The sequence below is a fragment of the Campylobacter sp. LH-2024 genome, assembly GCF_048270605.1.
GTDB lineage: Bacteria > Campylobacterota > Campylobacteria > Campylobacterales > Campylobacteraceae > Campylobacter_D > Campylobacter_D molothri.
Map to the genome: position 1 here is coordinate 481610 of NZ_CP168139.1, position 18774 is coordinate 500383.

The window sequence follows — 18774 nt, forward strand, 5'->3', positions numbered from 1 at the left end:
CCTTTTTAAGCGTAAAGATTTAAGCCATTTTTTTCTTTATTGTTTTGTTCTTGTTGTTTTTCAAGTTGTTTTTTCATTTGTTCTAAAACTTCATCTAAAAGTTTTTTACTGTCTTCTAACATAGAAGTATTTACATCTTTATCATTGATTTGATTTTGTTTTAATAAGTTATCAAGTTTATTGGTTAAATTGCTTGCAATAGCATTTTTATGATTTTCATCTTTTGGAGTTGGTAAAACATCAGCAATTTGCATTGCAGTTTGGATAAGCTCTTTGGGCTTTAATTCTCCTACTTTTGAATTAGCTAGGAAATTTTTTAACATAGGCTCTACATCTTTCATAGCGTCTTTAATTTCATCCATATCATTTTGGGTTAATTTAGAACCCTCAAAGGTAAAGCTAAATCCATATTGATGCTTTAAGCTTAAATGTTTTCCATCTTTGTCGCTATAATTTAAACTTTGATTATCATACATTGAAAGACTTAAATGCTTACCGCTTTTGGTAGTATAATCCATAGAAAAACTTTGATTTTTGCTTGCATCAATTTGCATTACCCAACTCCTTAAAATTAATTTATTATAATTATATCGACTGATTTTAAATTTTATTGAGTATAATTTAATCTATGGATGAAAAAATTTTAGACTTTATAAAAAATGAACAGCTTTTATCATGGTCTATGATTGATGATAGTGGGGTTTATACTGCCAGTGCTTTTTATGTTTTTGATGAAAAAAATCTTTCTTTAATTATTGCTTCTCATGAGCAAACCAAACATATTCAGTTGGCTTTTAAAAATCCCAGCGTTGCTGTAAATATTGCTAAGGAAAATAAAATCGCTTTTTTAAAAGGAATTCAAGCTAAAGCCGAATTTAAATATGCAAATAAAGAGCAAGAAAAAATGTATTTTTCTAAATTTTCTTTTGCTAAATTTGATAAAAAAGCTAGAATTTATACTCTTGATCTTATTTGGGCTAAACTAACAGATAATACTTTGGGTCTTGTTAAAAAAATAGAATTTTTAAAAAAATCTTTTATTATTTAACAAAATGAGTTAACATTATACTTTAAAGTAAAAATTGGTGGTATAAAAATAAATGTTAAATGTAATTTATGCACTTTTTTTTAGGGAATTAAAAACTAGATTTGGTGTTAATAAGCATTTGGGTTATCTTTGGGTTGTAGGTGAACCTATGTCTGTTATTTTGGTGATCACTATAATAGGGACAGTTATTAGGGAATATCATCATCAAGTTATGCCAGAAGGAATTTCTATTTTTATGTTTTTAATTTCTGGTATTATGCCTTTTTTTATGTTTAGAAGCATTGTTACTCAATTAATGAATGGCATAAGAGCAAATTTGGGTTTATTTGCCTACAAACCTGTTAAGCCTATACATGTTTTTATTGCAAGAACTTTACTCGAGTTTTGTATTTATTTTGTAATTTTTGTTTCTGTGCTTTTTGTTGCAGGATGGTTTTTTGATCTTAATGTTTTTCCAGTAAATTTACTTGGAGTTTTGTTTTGTATTTTTTTAATTATGATTTTGGCTTTTGCTTTAGGAATGTGTTTTGCTATTATCTGGCATTTTTTTGAGCCTTTAAGAACAATATTGGGCTATTTTAGTATAGTGTTATATTGGACTTCGGGAATTTTGTTTCCAACTTGGCTTACCCCTTATACCTTGCTTGAAATATTTTCTTATAATCCTTTATTTCATCTTATGGAGCTTTTAAAATATAATTTTTTTGAAAATTATCCATTAAGAATTGATTATAGTTATTTTTATGCAATATTTTGGATTATACTTCTTCTTTTTATGGGATTTTTTATTTATTATTATAATAGACAAGCTTTGGCAGCGGTGAAAAAAGAATGATAAAGCTTTTAAATCTTACGAAATCTTATCCTTTATTTAGCGGTGGAAGACATTATGTTTTTAAAGATTTTACTTTTGAATTTCCTGAAAATTGTAGCATAGGATTAATGGGTAAAAATGGAGCTGGAAAATCAACCTTAATGAGACTCTTAAGCGGATCTGAACTTCCAGATAAAGGAAAAATAATTACCAATAAAAAATTATCTTGGCCTTTAGGTTTAAATGCAGCTTTTCAAGGATCTCTTACTGCAAGAGATAATGCTAAGTTTGTAGCAAGAGTTTATGGATACAAAGGAAAAGATTTGCAAGAAAAAGTGAAATTTGTTGAGGATTTTGCGGAAATAGGAAAATTTTTTGACGAACCAATGAAAACATACTCTTCTGGAATGAGTGCTAGAATCGCTTTTGGACTTAGCATGGCTTTTGATTTTGATTATTATCTAATCGATGAAGCCGGAGCAGTAGGTGATCCTTCTTTTAGAGAAAAAAGCGTAAGACTTTATAGAGAAAGACTTAGTCAATCAAAAGTGATTATGGTTTCACATGATGTAGCTGAAATTAAAGAATGGTGTGATAAAATAATTTTTATGGAAAATGGAAAAATAACTGTTTATGATGATGTAGATGAAGGTATAGCAGTTTATCAAGGAAAAGCTTAATGGATGAAAAAAAATCATTAATAGATAGAATTAAGGATTTGAGTATACTTGATTCTTTTAAAATTGTTTGGTTTTTGATGATTTTTGTGGTGATTTATTACACAATCATTGCTGCGCCTCGTTATGTAAGCACAATGATTTTAGATGTAAAGTCAACTAGTAGCAATGGAACTCAAGCGAATGGGGTGTTATCTTTACTCAATACAACTGCTGCAACGAGTGAAGATTTAAATTACCTAAGGGGTTATATAGAGTCGAGTGATATGTTAAAAATTTTAAACAAAACAATTAAATTAAAAAATCTTTATCAAGAGCAGCATGTGGATTTATTTTATAAGATTTGGGATTTTAGTTCATTTGAGTCATTTCTTAAATATTATAGAAAAATGGTTAAGGTATATACTGATGAAAATACCAAGTTGTTAAAAGTCGAAGTGGAAGGTTTTTCTCCAGAAACAGCCCATTTAATTGCTCAAACTATTATGAAAGAAAGTGAAAAATTTATTAATGAAGTTTCTCATAAGTCAGCAAGAGAACAAATGGCTTTTGCTGAAGTTGAAGTTCAAAAATATAAAGAACGTTATAAAAAGGCTCAAAATGCTTTAATTGCTTTTCAAAATAAATATGGAGTTTTTGATCCTTTAAAACAAGCAGAAGGTAAAGCTAAATTAGTTAATGAAATGGAAAGCAAGTTGGCTCAAAAAGAAGCTAAGCTTTTGAGCTTACAAAGCTACATGAATGATACAGCTCCTGAAATTGTAGCTTTAAAGGCAGAAATTGTAGCTTTGAAAAAACAATTATTTAAAGAGAAATCTAAAATTTCGGCTAATAATCCTTCTCAAAAATTAAATGATTTGATTGCTAAATTCCAAGATTTAACTATAGAGGCAAATTTTGCACAAAAAGCTTACGAAGCATCTTTAAAAGCTTATGAGACCTCGAGAATTGAAGCTTTAAGAAAAATTAAACAATTGGTAGTTATACAAACGCCAGATATGCCTCAAAGTGCAAAATATCCTGAAAGAATTTATGATATCTTAACAGTCTTTATGGTTTTATCTTTATTATATGGTATTATTAAATTTGCCAAAATGATTATAGAGGAGCACAAGTATTGATGAAAAAGATTATTTTATTTTTATTTTCTTTTATTTTTGCTTTTGGTTCAGTAGATGTTTCTCAAATTACTGCAGTTGAAAATGAAAACACTAATTTTATATCAGATGAAAATATAAGCACAAGACATTCTAAAATTCAACAAGAAAATACAGCAAAAACAGGTGACAATATAATTCCTGTTTTTGGTGCTCATTTATTTAATGGAAATTTTAAAAATTATAATCAAAGGGTTTATAATCCTGATTATAAAATTGCAGTCGGGGATCAAATCAGTTTAAAAATTTGGGGTGCTGTGGAATTTGAGCGTGTGCTTGTTGTAGATTCTCAAGGTAATATTTTTATCCCTAAAGTTGGTGCTGTTAATTTGTTAGGAGTGAAAAATAGCGCTTTAGTCAATGTAATTAAAGCGCATGTAAATAGAATTTATAAAAGCAATGTTTTTGTTTATGCTGATATGAATGCTTATCAAAATGTTTCTGTTTTTGTAACAGGAAGTGTAAATTCTCCGGGACTTTATCAAGGATTAAGTTCGGATTCTGTGATACAATATCTTGATAAAGCAGGCGGGATAAATTTAGAATATGGAAGTTTTAGAGATATCGAAATTTTAAGAAATAATCATGTGATTAAAAATATAGATTTATATAATTTCTTACTAAAAGGGCAAATGGATCTTTTCCCTTTTAGAAGCGGAGATGTCATTTTAGTAGGTAATGTGCAAAATTATGCTTTTGTAAGTGGAGATGTTCAAAGACCTTTTCGTTTTGAACTTTCAAATGATATTAAAACTTTAAGTGATTTAGCACGTGTAGCAGGGGCAAAACCCATAGTAACTAATGCTGTAGTTAAAAGTTATGGAGAGGATCATAAACTTAATGTTAGTGCTTATAATAAGATGCAGTTTTCTAAAGTTTTATTGCAAACTGGTGATGAGGTGCAGTTTAGTCCAGAGTATATTTCTCAAAATATCACTATAACAATAAGTGGTGAGCAAAGTGGACTAAGAAATTTGGTTGTAAAAAAAGGAACAACTTTGGAGGATGCTTCAAGATTAATTGTTTTTAATGATCAATCAAATGTTAATGCTTTGCAAGTTTTTAGAAAATCTGTAGCTAAAACTCAAAAAGAACTTATTAATGCACAACTTAAAGAACTTGAAACTTTAGCTTTAACAAGCACTTCAGTTACTTCACAAGGCGCTGCTATTAAAGCTCAGCAGGCAAGATTAATTCTTGAATTTATTCAAAGGGCAAAACAAGTCGAGCCTAAAGGGCAAATCGTTATTGACAATCCAAAATCTTATAAGTCTGTAATCTTAGAAGATGGAGATGTGATCAATGTTCCAAGTAAAAATAATCTAGTAATAGTCCAAGGTGAAGTATCTTTACCGGGTGCTTTTGTTTTTGATAAAGGCAAAGATTTAAAGTATTATATCAATCTTGCTGGAGGTTATGGAGAAAGGGCTGACACGTCTAAAGTTTTAGTTATACGTAGTAATGGAAAAGCCGAAAAGTATAATGGCAATCTTGCTATGCATCCAGGTGATTCTATTTTGGTTTTACCTAAGGTTGAAAGTGAGAATTTGCAAATCTTTAGCATGTTAACTCAAATTCTTTATCAAATTGCCGTTGCGACAAATGTCGTTTTAAATCTTTAAAAAGGTTTATTTATGGAAGCTATTGAAATTGCAAAAGAAGTTTTTAGAATAGAAGCTGAATCTATATCTGATTTGGCATCGCATTTGGATGAAAACTTTAATCAAGCAGTAGAGTTTATTTTTCACTCACAAGGAAGATGTATTGTTAGTGGCATGGGCAAATCAGGTCATATAGGTGCTAAAATCGCAGCAACTTTGGCAAGTACGGGCACTCCTAGTTTTTTTGTTCATCCAGGTGAAGCTTTGCATGGTGATCTTGGAATGATAACTCCTCAAGATGTTTTAATCGCTATTTCAAATTCAGGTGAAACCGAAGAGCTTTTAAAAATTATTCCTGTTATAAAAAGAAGAAAAATTACTCTTATAGCAATGACAGGTAATTTAAATTCTACTTTAGCAAAACAAGCAAATGTTTGTTTAGATATTTCAATTAAAAAAGAGGCTTGTCCTCTTAAGCTTGCCCCTATGTCTTCAACAACAGCAACCTTAGTAATGGGCGATGCTTTAGCAGCAGTTTTGATGAAAAAGAAAAATTTTAAACCTGATGATTTTGCACTTTTTCATCCTGGTGGAAGCTTGGGGCGAAAACTTTTAACGAAAGTAAAAGATCTTATGGTTTCAAGAAATCTTCCTATTGTGCATCCGCAAACTGAATTTAATGATCTTGTTAATGTGATGACAAGTGGAAAACTTGGACTTTGTATCGTTTTAGAAAATGAGAATTTGGTTGGAATTATTACCGATGGAGATTTGCGTCGAGCTTTAAAAACAAATGATAAGCCAAGATTTGATTTTAAAGCAAAAGAGATTATGAGCAATAATCCAAAAGTTATTGATGCTGATGCTATGGCGAGCGAAGCTGAAGAATTGATGTTAAAACATAAGATAAAAGAAATTGTTGTAGGAAAAGATGGTAAAGTCGTAGGAATTATCCAGCTTTATACTATAGGGAGCGTATAATTTAATGAAAAATGTTATAACTTTTGGCACTTTTGATTTATTTCATTATGGCCATTTGAAAATTTTGCAAAGAGCCGCTTCTTTAGGAGATAGATTGATCGTTGGTGTTTCGTCTGACTCTTTAAATTTTTCTAAAAAGAGTCGTTATCCTATTTATAGTGAAAAAGAAAGATTAGATATTATAGCTTCTTTAAAATGTGTGTCAAAAGTTTTTTTAGAGGAATCTTTGGAATTAAAAAAAGATTATATTTTAAAATATAAAGCTGATATTTTAGTTATGGGTGATGATTGGAAAGGGAAATTTGATTGTTTTAATAATATTTGCAAAGTTATTTACTTTCAAAGGACCCCAAGTATTTCTACAACTGAGATTATTGAAAGAATTAGAATATGAATTTTAAGGGCATTTTGCGCAAAAGTTTTCGAGAAACTAAAAAAAAATCCTTTATTTTGGTTTTTTTTAATGTTTTCTTAATTTATTTAATGCAAAGAAAGAATAGGCATTTTTTGTTTTTTAAATTATGTTATTTTTTAACGAAAATTAATATTAAAATTGCATATTATTATCAAGCAGAATTATATTTTTTTTATGCTGATTACAAAAAAGCTTTAAATAGTATCAATATTTTTTTACAGAAAGAAAAATCATTTAATGTAGATGCTCTATTGCTTAAGATACATTTGTTGTACTTATCTGGTTTTAAGACTGAAGCATGGGATATAATCAAACAACTTCAACAAAAATCCCATCGGTTAAAAATTTGGATGCTTATGAGTAAAATGGTGGAAACCCAAAAAGAATTAAGCGAAATGGAGAATTTATATTTAACTTATAAAAAAACAAAAATTAACTCAAATAAAAAAATTGAAATTCAAAAATATATATCTAAGGCTGCCGCTAATATAAATATGTATAAAGTTGCTGAAAATTATCTAAAAGAAGCTACAGAATTATTTAAGATAAACTCTAAAATAAAAAATAAAAAAAAATATTTTTCTAAATCCGATGCGAAAATTGCATTAGAAGATTTAAGTTTTGTTTTTAGCTCATTAAATTTAGATTTCTTTTTGGTCAGCGGTACTTTTTTAGGTTGTATTAGAGATAAAAATTTTGTATCAAATGACTATGATATTGATATTGGAATTTGGGAAAAAGATTATTCTGATGGATTAAAACAAGCTTTAGAGCATTATGGCGTGTTTCATATACATGAACCAAAATGGAATGGTGGAATTAAACTTAAGCATATTAATGGTATACTTATAGATATTTTTATTCATTATGAAGATGGTAATAAGCACTATCATTTGGGTAGTGTTGTAAAATGGTATAACTCTACTTTTGAGTTAGTCAAATATTGGTTTTTAAATAAACAATATTTTGGTTTTAAGGACTATGATCTTTATTTAAGTGAAAATTACGGTGATTGGAAAATTAAAAAAAAGGATTTTGATAATATTTTGGATACTCCTAATGCAGTGATATTCAATAAAAATAATTTTAAACTCCATTTATATCATCTTCTAATGAAAAAATATGGAATAAAACACAAAAATAAAATTTTAAATTTTTTAACAATGTAAACATTTAAGGAATTTTTTAATGTTTTTTTTATTTTACTATTTTTACGGAATGTTATTTTATCAAAAAAAAGATTTTTCTCAAGCAAAAATTTATTTTAAAAAAGCGCTAGAAATTCGTAGCAATCATGATAAAGCTAATTTTAAACTTGGCATGTGTTATTTTAAATTAAGTGAATGGAAAGAAGCAAACGAGTTTATAATAAAGGCTTTGATGCTAAATCCTTTTAAAAAATCATGGAGTATCCAATTAAAGCAAACAGAAAATCATCTAAATTCGATGATTTTTATTCCGCAAAAATTATGGTGGAAAGAAGTTGAAGATTTAAAAAAACAAATTTATAAAAAAGGCGGAAATTTTTTTATATATAAAGAATTAGCTATAGCTCTTGAATCCATGAAAAGATATCAAGAAGCAGCAGAGTACTATCAGTTAGCTTTAAAACATAACAAAGTAAAGGATGCTTGGGTATATTATAAGGCAGGTTTTTGTTCCGAGAGAAGCAAAGAAGTGGATTTTAATTTAGTAAAGAAATTATATGCAAATGCTATAAAATATGACAATGAATTAGATTCAAAACATTTAGGAATAGGTGTTTTTCATGAGAAAGATCAGTATTGGGTAGATGCGAATAAAGCTTATTTGGATCTATATCGACATGGTCAAAATTTGTATAATGATAGGTTGTTATTTAAAATAGCCTTTAGTTTCGAAAAAATACGTAATTATATAGAAGCTGAAAAGTATTATAAAAAAGCTTTAGAAATTAATTATCAAGAGGCTGATTTTCACTATAGATTGGGTATTATTTTAGAAAAAATGACTAAATATGAAGAAGCCTGTATATATTATGAGAATGCACTAAAAAGAAGCAATCCACATATATCATTTTGGTATTTTCGTTTATGTAAGTGTTTAAATATTTTAAAAAAATATGATAAATCAAATGAAATATTGGAGCAATCTCAAATAATACAAAATAATCCTTATGGTCTACTAGAAGATGCTTTGAAAGATAGAAATTTAAGAAGAAGAATTTTTTATACAGAAAATTATGAAAAATTAAAAATTCAAGATAATATGATTTTGTATGAGAGCTTTCATGGTAAATCAATGTCATGCAATCCTTATGCAATATTTTTATATCTTTTAGATAAAAGTGATTTTAAGGATTTTATTCATATATGGGTTGTTAATGATTTAAAATCTGTAAGATCTAAATTTAAAAAAATGAAAAATGTAATTTGCATAAAAAGAGGTAGCGACTTATATTTAAAATATTTAGCTAGTGCAAAATATTTGATTAATAATGTTACATTTCCAGATTATTTTATCAGAAAAGAAGGACAATTATATTTAAACACTTGGCATGGAATTCCAATAAAATATTTAGGAAAGAAAATACAAACAGGTTTTATGGAACACGCTAATGTTCAAAGAAATTTTATTCAAGCCACTCATTTAATTTATCCAAATAAATACACAAAAGAAATTATAGAAAAAGATTATGAGATTAATCATTTATTTACGGGAAAATCAGTTTTAACAGGGTATCCAAGGGTTGATTTATTATTTAAGCAAAGCAATAACTTAAAAAAGTCTTTAAATATTGTAAAAGAGCAAAAAGTTTTACTTTATGCTCCTACTTGGAGAGGAGGGTTAAATTCTCAATATTTTGATTTTAATCGCTTGATAAATGATATAAAAGAATTAAAAAAATTAAATTTTAAAATATTATTATCTATCCACCATGAGGTTAAGCATTTGCTTTTAAATGATGATCTTGAAGATGTTTTGATTCCAGAGTGGATTGAAATGAATGAGTTGCTATCTATTGTAGATGTCTTAATTTCAGATTATTCTTCCATAGTGTTTGATTTTATGATTTTAAACAGACCTATTATATACTATATTTATGATTATGAATTTTACAAAAAAGAGCGAGGAGTTTATTTTGATATATATGAAATAGCTCAATATACTTGTAGAACAATAGAAGAGTTAAAATTGATTTTAAATTCAAAAGAATTATTTGAACACAAAATAACTCCTGAAAAATTAAAAGATAAATTTTTATTATTAGAGGATGGACATTCAACCAAAAGAGTTGTTTCTGAATTTTTTCAACATGAATACAATAGTAAGTGCTTGCATAACAATATTTTATTTTATGCTGGTCCATTTATGCCTAATGGTATTATAAGCTCTTTTAAAAATTTATTATATCATTTAAAAAAATTAGATTTTAATATCTATATCGCTATAGATCCTAATGCTATTTCTTCATATCCAGAGAGATTAGAACAGTTTGATGTTCTCTGCAAAGATGTTCAAATTTTGCCTAGAATAGGTGCTTTAAATTTAACCTTAGAAGAATTTGATATAGAAAAACAAAGAATTGAGACTGTAAATTCTTTAAAAATTTATAAAAGAGAAATTAGAAGATTGTATGGAGATGTAAATTTTAAAGCTGTAATTAATTTTGAAGGATATAATGTTTTTTGGGTAAAGCTTTTTTCTTGCATAGAGGGTAAAAATTTTATTTTTTTACATAATAATATGCATAGTGAATTTGAGAAAAAATATTCTTATCTTGAAAAAAATTTTAAATGTTACAATGATTATAAAAAAATTCTTTCTGTTTCAAAACAGACAAGCGAGGAAAACAAGAAAAATCTAGCTAGTAGGTATAATATACAAGAGGAAAAGTTTGATTTCTTAGAAAATACAATCAATGGTGAAGAAATTCTTACCCAATCGCAAATATCATTAAAGAGTTCTATAGAAAAGAAATATTTCAAAAAGGATTATAAAATATTTATCAACATAGCAAGACTGTCAATAGAAAAAGATCAATTAAAATTAATCAAAGCTTTTAAAATAATTAACAAAAAATATCCAAAAACAAAACTTTTGATTTTAGGAGATGGTCCTCTTAGAGGTGATTTAGAAAATTTGATAAGAGAATTAAGATTGAATAAGTCTGTCTTTTTACTTGGTAGAATTTTAAATCCTTTTCCATATTTAAAAAAATCTGATTGTTTTGTAATGAGCTCAAACCATGAAGGACAGCCCATGACTTTACTAGAAGCCTTGGTTTTAAATAAAGCCATAGTTGCTACTAATATACCTGGGAATGTTAGTGTTTTGGATGGTAGAGGAGGATTGATCGTTGATAATAGTGAAAACGGATTGGTTGAAGGAATGGAAAAATTTTTGTGTGGAAAAATAGGGAATAAAAAGTTTGATTATGTGCAATATAATTTAAAAATATTATCAAAATTAGATATTTTACTAAAAGAGGATAAATATGAATAATATGCTAAATGTAGCTTTTAAAGCTTCTATTACGAGTAGTTCCAATAAAGCAAAAAATCCTGAAAGCGTTATAACAAAAATTGAGCAAAATCCTTGGTGTTTAATTGATTTAGAAAGAATATTTCCATGTAAATATATTAAATTTTATGGTCTTCAAATTTTACATAATCAAGAAAAAGTAAAATTAAAGATCGAAATTTCATCTGATCAAAAAGATTGGTTGATTCTATCTGAACAAAATGAAAATATTAAAGAAATTTATGATACGCAAAAGCGTCCAACTAGATATATTAAAATAAGTACTTATGGACGTGGTAGTTTAAATTTAACCAAAATAGAAGCTTTTGTTATAGATTTGGTTATTGCAGCGAGAGAAGATGCGCTAGGCTCTAGAATGTATGCTTTCGTTAATGGTATGGTTATTGCTAAAAAGATAGGTTTTGATTTTGGGTATGTTTGGAAAAAGATTAATCATGATTTTCAAAAAAATGAAGATTTGGCAGGTATGCAATTAGATGGTGAAGAATTAATTTTTTCTAAAAATTTTATTGAAAAGTATTCATATAGTGGTTATTTAGGTACGGGAGGTGGATTGTTTCATTTTAAGGATAGAAATATTCAGTCTTTAAAGCAAAAACCTTATCATAATAATTGGGGATATTATGCTCCTCTTGGATATGGATTTGATGATTATGAAGAAAAAACATACCATAGGGATTTTAAAGACTGTTTTTATATGATAGATTTTTCTGAGCCTGTACAATCAATTCTAAATTTATCTAACCACATTTCAAATCAAATTGGAGATTTTATTGCTTTACATTTAAGAGGTGGAGATATTATACATGGCGAAGCAAGCAAACAGTATCAAAAAGCTTGCTATTTTAAAGTTTTTCCAGTTGAACTGGCTTTGGAGGTTATTAAAGAGGAAATAAAACAAAATTCAAATATTGTTTTATTTGGAGATGATTTATATCTTTTAAGAGAACTTCAAAAATTTTCTAAAAATTTAATCAATAATTCTAAAATAAATATTTATATTGTAGATGATTTGATAGATAGAAAACAATATTCCATCACTCAAATGAGTTTTTTTGAAATTTCCTTAATGTCTAAAGCTTTAAAAATTTATAGGGCTGGAAGTTCCTTATTTTCTAGATTTGCACATGCTATAGGTGAAGCGCAAATGATAAATATTTTTACTCATTTTTCTTCAAAGCAAAGATACGATGCGCTATTAAACAATGTGGATGTTTTAAATTTATCCCCTAAGATAAGAAAATCATATGCTTATTTTTGTTTATATTTGTTGTCGATTGAATTAAAATTTAATATAGAGGTTTCTATAAATCATATTCAGCAAGCTATAGAGCATTATAAAGATAATATTATTTTTTATAGTTTATATTTGGGGAATTGTTATGTTTTAAAAAAAGACTTATTTCAGCTTGAAGAAATTTTTAAATCAGTTTTAACTTTAAATGAAGAGCTATTTTTTCAAAATTTATTTTTTCTTTATGCTGGTTTAACGAATCATTCCGAGATAGAAAATTTGGTAGCCTTATCAAAACTATGTGATACAACTAAATATCCTAATATAAGTTATGTTCTATCAAAAATTTATTTTTATAGGAAGAATTATAAACAAGCTCTACATTATTGTAATTTTGCTCATAGTTTTATCAGCGAAAGTTTTATTAACTTTAAAAATAATTTACAATTTCTTGTTGAAATGGGAGAAAGAAAACAAAATATAGAACAATACAAACAAGCTTGGAATTTTACTCAAGTGGAAAAAATATTTGATGAGTACGCTATCAAAGATAATATGTTTAGTGAATATATAGTTTTTTTATTTTCAATTGGAAAATTAAAAAAAGCCTTAGATAAGATGAAAAATTATGAAGGTTTTTTTCAATGTTTTGGTTTATCAAAGTTTGAATTGATGGAAACAATAAGAATAATTTTAGAAGAAAAATTTGAGCATTTGCTTTCAAAAACTTATAAAATAAAAAACGACTATATTGCTGCTTATATGATTTCAAATATAATAGAGCAAAGTGATAAGATGAAATATTTAAATGATGTATTTTCTTTATTGGAAAAGTCTATTTTAAATAGTAATGATAAAATTTTAAAAGCTTTTTGTATAAAAAATTTAATTGATTGTTTTTTTCCGTTTAACTTATTTTTTCAAAATAATAAAATTATGATTTTGATTTTAAATAAACTTCATGAAGAATTTTTAAATACGGTTGGTGGAAATTGTTATTATGATATTTTAAGTAAAAAATTAAAAAAAATATTTATAAACAATATGCATTTACGAACAAAGAAAAAAGTTGCTGTTTGTATTTTTGGAGCTATGAGGGGAGATTTTATAGCAAGTTTAGAGAATCTTGAACAAACCATTATAAAACCTTTAAATGCTGATGTATTTATTTTTTCTTGGAATAAAGCCTATAAATGGGCAGGCCTTGGTGGTAATAATTGTTGGATTGGCAAATTTTTTCCCGATAATGTAGTTAATCAATGTCCATCTGAGATTAGAACAAATCAAGGATTAAAGAGCATAATTCCTGAGGTTTTTAAAAGTCTATCTAAAGAGTATTTTATAGATATTAAGAAAAGTGACTTTAAGGGGATTTACAATCTTAAAAAGATTTGCTTGGAAAATCCAGAAAAATTTGAAGCAAAATACAAAAAAACACTCAATAGAAGTAAAATGTGGTATGGAATTTATAGAAGTTATCAACTTTTGTGTGAATACGAAAAAGAGAATAACTTTAAATATGATTTTATAGTGGCCACCAGACCCGATAGAGATCATGAAGGGCAATTAAAAATAGAACGTTTGGAAGTTTTAAATTCAAATGAAATATTAGAACTTCAAGGATTCCTAGGCCCTGCTGGAGAAAAATTTGCTGGTCCTAGGGAATCTATGAGACTTTGGATGTCGATTTGGGAATACGCTCAATTAAATAAAGGAATGTCTTTTTTTAGCGATTTTCCAGTTTTGAAAATTTCTCCACATCAATTATTACATCATTGGCTTGTTGTTAATGGTATTAAATGTTATCCTTTGTACGATAAAGATTTTAAACTAAAGGATTTTAATGATTCTTTATGCATTAGAGGTTTAAAAATTCCAGATATAAAACAGGTTTTGCTAAAAGATCTTGATAGATTAAAAAAAGATAATGTGGATTTAGCAAATTCTATAGAAATTTTTTTTAAATTATTATCAAGCCAAAAATATATCATGCCTATAGGAGCTGTAGATATTGTTAAGAATCATTTATCTTATAAATTGGGGAAAGCTATAGTAAATTGCAAAGGTTTAGATTATTTACTGCTTGTGTTTAAACTACTGAAAATAGGTATTTCACATAAAAAATTAGCCAAAAATCAAGATTTGATAACGTATTATGATTATTATGAATCTCAAAAAATAAAAAAATATTTTTCTTATCGCTTAGGAAAAATTTTCATAAATGCTCATAAAAATTGGTATAAAGGTGGATATATTAAATTGATTTTTAATATTATAAAACTTAAAAAAGAATTTAAAAGTAAAGGAAAAAAATGAAAATAGCTATCATTGGAGCTGGAATTTCTGGTATATCTTTGGCTAGATTTTTGCAGGATGATTTTGAAGTGGAAATTTTAGAAAAACTATCTGTGGTTGGAGGAATTGCAAGAACAAAAGATGTTAATGGCAAACCTTATCATGTAAATGGTGGCCATTGTTTTAATTCAAAATTTGAAGATGTTAAAGATTTTGTTTTTAATAAAGTTTTAAAGAAAGAAGAATGGAATTTTATACCAAGAAAAGCTCAAGTTTTATTTAAAAAACATTGGATTAATTATCCTATAGAATTTTCGATCAAAGAAATAGATAAAATTGATTCAAATTTGGCTTTTAATATCACTCAAGAAATGTTTAATGCAACCTATCAAAAAGGGAAAAATCTTGAAGAATGGTTTATTAATCATTTTGGACCAACCTTGGCAAAAGAATATTTTATCCCTTATAATACTAAAATTTGGGGTATAAATCCCAAAGATATGGATAATTCTTGGATAGAAGATCAAAATCAAATGAAGCTTCCAGTTCCAACCAAAGAAAGTTTTTATAGATCATTAATAAGTCAAACTCAAGATAAAATGTCACATGCTAGTTTTTTCTATCCAAAAACAAATAATCAAAATACTTTTATAGATGCTCTAGCAGAAAATATTAGTATTGCGTTAAATTATACTGTAAATAAAATAGAAAAAAAAGATGATAAATTTATTATCAATGGTGAAAGAAAATATGATCTTATCATAAATACTTCTCCGCTTGATCTTATTCCGAATATTTTAAGTGATATTCCTATGGATGTTTTAGATTCTTTTAAAAAATTAAAATTCAATAAAGTTACAAATATTTTTTGGGAGACTAGCGGAGAATTTGATGCGACTTGGGCTTATATACCTGATCCACATATAGGATTTCATAGAATTTCTAATACAGGAGCTATTGTCAGACCGCAATCGAATTTTTGTACTACAGAAGCTATTGGAGAGATACCGTATGAAAAATTGGTTCTAGAGGGTAAAAAAATTGAATTTTTAAAAAAGCCTCTTGATTATAATGTTACAGAACATGCTTATCCTTTATTTGACCTAAATTATGTTAGTGCTAGAAAAGTAGCAATAGATTATCTAAAATCAATTGGTATTGTTTCTCATGGAAGATTTGGGGAATGGGAATACTATAATATGGATGTTTGTATAAAAAAATCCATTGATTTGGCACATAATTTAAAAAAGGAAATCAATGGCAATAGAATTTGATATACAAGAATCAAAAGTTTTAAAAGGAGTTTATATTATAACTCCAAATAAATTTAGAGACTTAAGAGGGGAAATTTGGACAGCTTTTACTAGTGAAGTGATTGATAAGCTTTTACCGGATGGGCTAAAATTTATACACGATAAATTTATACATTCTAAACACAATGTCATACGTGGCATTCATGGAGATGAGAATACCTTTAAACTTGCAACTTGTGTTTTTGGTGAAATTCATCAAGTTGTGGTTGATTGTAGAAAAAATTCCCCAACTTATTTAAAATATGAAAAATTTATTATCAACCAAGACAATCAAAAGATTATTTTAGTTCCTGCTGGTTTTGGAAATGCTCATTATGTAAGCAGTGAAAGTGCAGTGTATTACTACAAGTGCGCTTACAGGGGTGAATATACAGATGCAGATAAACAATTTACTTATGCTTGGGATGATAAAAGAATAGGTATAGATTGGCCAACAAATCATCCTATTTTATCTGAAAGAGACATTTTAGCTTCAAAGGAGGCTAAATGAATAAAAATTCCAAAATTTATATAGCAGGTCACAGAGGACTTGTGGGCACTGCTATAATGGAAGAATTAATAAATAAAGGGTATAGTAATTTGATTTATAAAACCCATGAAGAACTTGATTTGACCAATCAAAAAGCAGTAGCTGATTTTTTCGAAAAAGAAAAACCAGAATATGTTATTTTAGTGGCAGCTAAAGCAGGTGGAATATTGGCAAATAATACTTATAGGGCAGATTTTATTTATGAAAATTTACAAATTCAAAATAATGTTGTCCATTCTTCTTATTTGTATAAAGTTAAAAAATTAATTTTCATAGCCTCTACTGTTATTTATCCAAAAAATACTTCTATTCCAACCAAAGAATCACAAATGCTAAGAGGAGAGTTAGAATTTACAAATATGCCATATTCTATTGCAAAAATTGCTGGATTGGTTATGTGTGAATCTTACAATATACAATATAAAACCAATTTTATTGCTTTAGCCCCTATTAATCTATATGGCAATAATGATAAATTTGATTTGGAAAAATCTCATGTAATGCCTGCTTTAGTAAGAAAATTTCATTTAGCAAAATTATTAAATGAAAAAAAATATGATGAGATATTAAAAGATTTAAATATAAATGATATTCAAAAAGCCATTACTTATCTTAAAAATTTTGGAATTGTTGAAAATAGTGTTGAAATTTGGGGCAGTGGTAATCAGACTAGGGAATTTTTACATAGTAAAGATTTGGCACAAGCTTGTATTCATATTATGGAAAATATTAATTTTTCTGATTTATATAATAAAAATGATAAAGAAATTAGAAATACTCATATTAATATAGGAGTTAATAAGAATATATCTATCAAAGATTTAGCTTTGATGATAAAAGAAATAGTTGGTTTTAAAGGAAATCTTGTTTTTGATGCAAGTAAGCCAGATGGTTTCAAAGAAAAATTAACAGATTGTTCAAAAATCCATTCTTTAGGATGGAAACACAAAATCGAACTTGAAGAGGGTATTAAAATGATGTATGAGTGGTATTTAAATAATGTTTATTGCAACAGCGGGGGGGGGGATAATAAAAAAATAATTTATAGCTATTCCTTCTACAGCGATGTATATAGCAAGGAGGTGGCATGAATAAAAATTCCAAAATTTACATAGCAGGTCATAAAGGCTTAACCGGATCTGCTATAATGCAAAATTTGAAAAATAAGGGCTATAAAAATTTAGTCTATAGAACTCATAAACAGCTTGATTTGATAAATCAAAAATCAGTTTTTGATTTTTTTGAAAAAGAAAAACCAGAATATGTTATTTTATGTGCAGCTAGAGTTGGCGGAATATTAGCAAATAATACTTACAGGGCAGATTTTATTTATGAAAATTTACAAATTCAAAATAATGTTATCCATAGTGCATATCTTTATGGAGTAAAAAAATTATTATTTTTAGGAACAGCATGTATATATCCTAAAATTTGTCCACAGCCGATAAAAGAAGGATATTTGCTAACTTCTGAATTAGAGTATACCAATGAGCCTTATGCTATAGCAAAAATTGCAGGTCTTAAGATGTGTGAAGCTTATAATTTGCAATATCAAACAAATTTTTTATCTGTAATGCCTGCTTCTTTATATGGCAATAATGATAATTTTGATTTGGAAAAATCTCATGTAATGCCTGCTTTAGTAAGAAAATTTCATTTAGCAAAATTATTAAATGAAAAAAAATATGATGAGATATTAAAAGATTTAAATATAAATGATATTCAAAAAGCCATTACTTATCTTAAAAATTTTGGAATTGCTGAAAATAGTGTTGAAATTTGGGGTAGTGGAAATGCTAGAAGAGAATTTTTACATGCTGATGATATGGCTGAAGCTTGTGTTTATATCATGGAAAATATTAATTTTTCTGATTTATATAATAAAAATGATCAAGAAATTAGAAATACTCATTTAAATATAGGATCTGGAAAAGATATTGCAATTAAAGACCTGGTAGAGATGGTAAATGATATTATAGGATTTAAGGGAGATATTATTTACAACACCAATAAACCAGAAGGAACTTTTCAAAAACTTGGAAGTTGTGATAAAATTCATTCTTTAGGATGGAAACACAAAATCGAACTTGAAGAGGGTATCAAGATGCTGTATGAGTGGTATTTAAAGCAAAGTAATGCAAGACGTTAATGTAAATTTGATATAATCCTGATAAAAAAGGAATTAT

General features: G+C 27.1%; 15 protein-coding genes. 14 read left to right on the top strand and 1 reads right to left on the bottom strand.

The window, feature by feature from the left end:
• Nucleotides 1-5: 5 nt before the first annotated feature.
• On the bottom strand, nucleotides 6-554 hold the full coding sequence (ciaI, locus tag ACD570_RS02595; protein ID WP_239820070.1) for an intracellular survival protein CiaI: 549 nt from the start codon (nucleotides 552-554) through the stop codon (nucleotides 6-8).
• A 74-nt stretch (nucleotides 555-628) separates the two neighbouring features.
• Between ciaI and ACD570_RS02600 the strand changes: the two genes are divergently transcribed.
• The 14 genes from ACD570_RS02600 to ACD570_RS02665 all read left to right on the top strand — a co-directional run bounded on the left by ACD570_RS02600 (nucleotide 629) and on the right by ACD570_RS02665 (nucleotide 18737).
• The gene (locus ACD570_RS02600; RefSeq protein WP_337197490.1) at nucleotides 629-1048 is read left to right on the top strand and encodes a hypothetical protein; all 420 of its coding nucleotides are present in this window, start codon (nucleotides 629-631) and stop codon (nucleotides 1046-1048) included.
• 52 nt (nucleotides 1049-1100) lie between these two features.
• Complete coding sequence (locus ACD570_RS02605) at nucleotides 1101-1883, top strand: ABC transporter permease (protein WP_417904359.1); 783 nt, start codon at nucleotides 1101-1103, stop codon at nucleotides 1881-1883.
• Nucleotides 1880-2542 (top strand): ABC transporter ATP-binding protein, encoded by a 663-nt coding sequence (locus ACD570_RS02610; protein WP_337207493.1) that lies wholly within the window; start codon nucleotides 1880-1882, stop codon nucleotides 2540-2542. The genes ACD570_RS02605 and ACD570_RS02610 overlap by 4 nt, the downstream gene beginning before the upstream one ends.
• Nucleotides 2542-3660, top strand: coding sequence for a capsule biosynthesis protein (locus tag ACD570_RS02615; protein ID WP_337207491.1), 1119 nt, complete (start codon nucleotides 2542-2544; stop codon nucleotides 3658-3660). The genes ACD570_RS02610 and ACD570_RS02615 overlap by 1 nt, the downstream gene beginning before the upstream one ends.
• Nucleotides 3660-5318, top strand: a complete 1659-nt coding sequence (locus tag ACD570_RS02620) for a polysaccharide biosynthesis/export family protein (protein WP_337207699.1) — start codon at nucleotides 3660-3662, stop codon at nucleotides 5316-5318. The genes ACD570_RS02615 and ACD570_RS02620 overlap by 1 nt, the downstream gene beginning before the upstream one ends.
• Nucleotides 5319-5330: 12 nt before the next feature.
• Nucleotides 5331-6278, top strand: coding sequence for a KpsF/GutQ family sugar-phosphate isomerase (locus ACD570_RS02625; protein ID WP_417904360.1), 948 nt, complete (start codon nucleotides 5331-5333; stop codon nucleotides 6276-6278).
• 4 nt (nucleotides 6279-6282) lie between these two features.
• A complete protein-coding gene (locus tag ACD570_RS02630) occupies nucleotides 6283-6672 on the top strand; it encodes an adenylyltransferase/cytidyltransferase family protein (protein ID WP_337207488.1) in 390 nt (129 codons plus the stop codon).
• Nucleotides 6673-6785: 113 nt separating this feature from the next.
• Complete coding sequence (locus ACD570_RS02635) at nucleotides 6786-7862, top strand: LicD family protein (protein WP_337207702.1); 1077 nt, start codon at nucleotides 6786-6788, stop codon at nucleotides 7860-7862.
• 19 nt (nucleotides 7863-7881) lie between these two features.
• Nucleotides 7882-11178, top strand: a complete 3297-nt coding sequence (locus ACD570_RS02640; RefSeq protein WP_417904361.1) for a CDP-glycerol glycerophosphotransferase family protein — start codon at nucleotides 7882-7884, stop codon at nucleotides 11176-11178.
• Complete coding sequence (locus ACD570_RS02645) at nucleotides 11171-14767, top strand: hypothetical protein (protein ID WP_417904362.1); 3597 nt, start codon at nucleotides 11171-11173, stop codon at nucleotides 14765-14767. Before ACD570_RS02640 ends, ACD570_RS02645 begins: the two co-directional genes overlap by 8 nt.
• A complete protein-coding gene (locus ACD570_RS02650) occupies nucleotides 14764-16020 on the top strand; it encodes a protoporphyrinogen/coproporphyrinogen oxidase (RefSeq protein ID WP_337207705.1) in 1257 nt (418 codons plus the stop codon). The genes ACD570_RS02645 and ACD570_RS02650 overlap by 4 nt, the downstream gene beginning before the upstream one ends.
• The gene (locus ACD570_RS02655) at nucleotides 16004-16549 is read left to right on the top strand and encodes a dTDP-4-dehydrorhamnose 3,5-epimerase family protein (RefSeq protein ID WP_337207706.1); all 546 of its coding nucleotides are present in this window, start codon (nucleotides 16004-16006) and stop codon (nucleotides 16547-16549) included. The genes ACD570_RS02650 and ACD570_RS02655 overlap by 17 nt, the downstream gene beginning before the upstream one ends.
• Nucleotides 16546-17679 carry a GDP-L-fucose synthase family protein gene (locus ACD570_RS02660; protein WP_417904363.1) on the top strand — a complete coding sequence of 378 codons (1134 nt, stop codon included), beginning with the start codon at nucleotides 16546-16548 and terminating at the stop codon, nucleotides 17677-17679. Before ACD570_RS02655 ends, ACD570_RS02660 begins: the two co-directional genes overlap by 4 nt.
• Nucleotides 17676-18737: a GDP-L-fucose synthase gene (locus ACD570_RS02665; protein ID WP_337207708.1), complete on the top strand. Its 1062-nt coding sequence runs from the start codon at nucleotides 17676-17678 to the stop codon at nucleotides 18735-18737. The genes ACD570_RS02660 and ACD570_RS02665 overlap by 4 nt, the downstream gene beginning before the upstream one ends.
• The last annotated feature ends 37 nt before the right edge of the window (nucleotides 18738-18774 follow it).

Bases quoted from the DNA above. Each gene is read 5' to 3' on its own strand.
- ciaI (WP_239820070.1), bottom strand. From the start codon at position 554: ATGCAAATTGATGCAAGCAAAAATCAAAGTTTTTCTATGGATTATACT.
- ACD570_RS02600 (WP_337197490.1), top strand. From the start codon at position 629: ATGGATGAAAAAATTTTAGACTTTATAAAAAATGAACAGCTTTTATCA.
- ACD570_RS02605 (WP_417904359.1), top strand. From the start codon at position 1,101: ATGTTAAATGTAATTTATGCACTTTTTTTTAGGGAATTAAAAACTAGA.
- ACD570_RS02610 (WP_337207493.1), top strand. From the start codon at position 1,880: ATGATAAAGCTTTTAAATCTTACGAAATCTTATCCTTTATTTAGCGGT.
- ACD570_RS02615 (WP_337207491.1), top strand. From the start codon at position 2,542: ATGGATGAAAAAAAATCATTAATAGATAGAATTAAGGATTTGAGTATA.
- ACD570_RS02620 (WP_337207699.1), top strand. From the start codon at position 3,660: ATGAAAAAGATTATTTTATTTTTATTTTCTTTTATTTTTGCTTTTGGT.
- ACD570_RS02625 (WP_417904360.1), top strand. From the start codon at position 5,331: ATGGAAGCTATTGAAATTGCAAAAGAAGTTTTTAGAATAGAAGCTGAA.
- ACD570_RS02630 (WP_337207488.1), top strand. From the start codon at position 6,283: ATGAAAAATGTTATAACTTTTGGCACTTTTGATTTATTTCATTATGGC.
- ACD570_RS02640 (WP_417904361.1), top strand. From the start codon at position 7,882: ATGTTTTTTTTATTTTACTATTTTTACGGAATGTTATTTTATCAAAAA.
- ACD570_RS02645 (WP_417904362.1), top strand. From the start codon at position 11,171: ATGAATAATATGCTAAATGTAGCTTTTAAAGCTTCTATTACGAGTAGT.
- ACD570_RS02650 (WP_337207705.1), top strand. From the start codon at position 14,764: ATGAAAATAGCTATCATTGGAGCTGGAATTTCTGGTATATCTTTGGCT.
- ACD570_RS02655 (WP_337207706.1), top strand. From the start codon at position 16,004: ATGGCAATAGAATTTGATATACAAGAATCAAAAGTTTTAAAAGGAGTT.
- ACD570_RS02660 (WP_417904363.1), top strand. From the start codon at position 16,546: ATGAATAAAAATTCCAAAATTTATATAGCAGGTCACAGAGGACTTGTG.
- ACD570_RS02665 (WP_337207708.1), top strand. From the start codon at position 17,676: ATGAATAAAAATTCCAAAATTTACATAGCAGGTCATAAAGGCTTAACC.